Origin of the sequence: Methylobacterium sp. WL116 (assembly GCF_008039455.1) — a bacterium.
GTDB lineage: Bacteria > Pseudomonadota > Alphaproteobacteria > Rhizobiales > Beijerinckiaceae > Methylobacterium.
The window spans coordinates 1-1727 of the sequence record NZ_VRUV01000739.1 but is presented as its reverse complement, the minus strand read 5'-3'; the positions used below and the strand labels follow the sequence as shown (position 1 = coordinate 1727).

Genomic DNA, 1727 nt, shown 5'->3' with positions numbered 1-1727 from the left:
GCTCCTTGATCAGCTCGATGACGGTGACGTCGCGAAAGTAGCTGCGGCCGAAATCGAAGCGGACGTAGTCCCACAGCATCTTGGCGAAGCGCTCGGGCGGCGAGGCGAGCTCGCGCTACCGCGGGGCGCAGGGGCTGAGCCCCGACTTCATCGCAAAGCTCGAGAAGCAGTTCGGCTTCGACAAGCCGGCGCCCGAGCGCTTCGCCAAGATGCTGTGGGACTACGTCCGCTTCGATTTCGGCCGCAGCTACTTTCGCGACGTCACCGTCATCGAGCTGATCAAGGAGCGGCTGCCGGTCTCGATCTCGCTCGGCCTGTGGATGACGCTCCTGTCCTACGCGATCTCGATCCCGCTCGGCATCCGCAAGGCGGTCTCCGACGGGGCCCGCTTCGACCGCTGGTCCTCGTTCGTCGTCATCGTCGGCTACTCCGTGCCGGGCTTCATGTTCGGGCTGATGCTGATCATCCTGTTTTCCGGCGGCTCGTTCTTCCAGTGGTTCCCCCTGCGCGGGCTGACCAGCGAGGGCTGGGAGGCGTTCTCGACCTGGCAGAAGATCGGCGACTACGCCTGGCACATGGTGCTGCCGCTGACCGCCCTGGTGATCGGCGCCTTCGCGACCTCGACGCTGCTGACCAAGAACTCGTTCCTCGACGAGATCCGCAAGCAGTACGTGCTCACCGCCCGGATGAAGGGGCTGTCGGAGCGACGGGTGCTCTACGGCCACGTCTTCCGCAACGCGATGCTGATCGTCATCGCGGGCTTTCCCGGAGCCTTCATCTCGGCCTTCTTCACCGGCTCGCTGCTGATCGAGACGATCTTCTCGCTCGACGGCCTCGGCGAGCTCTCGTTCCGGGCGATCGTCGGGCGCGATTATCCGGTGGTGTTCGCCACCCTGTACATCTTCTCGCTGCTCGGGCTGGCGGTGAACCTGCTCTCCGACCTGATCTACGTCTGGATCGACCCGCGCATCGACTTTTCCGCCCGCGCCACCTGAGCGGCAACGATCAGGTCAGCGGCGACCAGGCCTCGGGGAGGCCGATACTGGAGACGGCCTCGGCGATGTGGTCGGGGCCGCCCTTCGGCGGCCAGTGCCCCGAGCCCTGCACCGCGCGGCGCAGGGACGCCCGCTCCCCAAGGCTCGGGAAGCCCCAGATGTGGGTGATCCGCGGCGCGCCGTCGAGCGCGTACAGGTTGGTCACGAGGTGGTCGGTGTAGGGCTTGGCCGGCGGCACGGCCGCCTCCCAGGCGTCGAGCGTCGGCGGCAGGCCACCAGGCTTCAGGCGGTAGGTGCGGAACTCGTAGACGCCGCCGCGGGCGCCGGTGCGCACCGGCGGCAGGAACGGAAAGGCGGCGTAGCTGTCCATCTCCAGGGCGGTCGCGACGCCGCCGGCGTTTAACGGGCTCGCGCACATGAGGGCGCGACGGCGCTCGGCGCTCATGGCCTCCGGCGCCTCGAAGCCGCGCAGGACCAGGAGCCGGCCGAGCATCCCGATCTCGGTGCGCCAGCTCCCGAGCACGCTGCCGCCGGCCTCGGGCGCGCCGACCCAGGCCGCCGCCCCCTCGGAGGCGCGATCGAGCGCGTTCAGGGGGCATGAGAGCGCGGCGAGTTCGTAGAGCATGCCCATCGGCCTCCGGCTGATCAACCGGGGATATGGGGCCGCGCGCCGTGCGGGCCCAGCACCCGCCCGACCGTCGCGCGCAGCGCGTGGCGGCTGCGATACCCCAC

At 69.2% G+C, this 1727-nt stretch carries 1 protein-coding gene and 1 pseudogene; one reads left to right on the top strand and one right to left on the bottom strand.

All coding sequences use genetic code 11. From position 1 onward, the window contains the following. Positions 1 to 95: 95 nt before the first annotated feature. Positions 96 to 995 (top strand): annotated as a pseudogene (gene yejB / locus FV223_RS26820) (microcin C ABC transporter permease YejB); the annotation flags it as partial. Positions 996 to 1005: 10 nt separating this feature from the next. Here the strand turns inward: yejB and FV223_RS26815 are convergent. Then, a complete protein-coding gene (locus tag FV223_RS26815) occupies positions 1006 to 1620 on the bottom strand; it encodes an NIPSNAP family protein (protein ID WP_147729762.1) in 615 nt (204 codons plus the stop codon). Between the last annotated feature and the right edge of the window lie 107 nt (positions 1621 to 1727).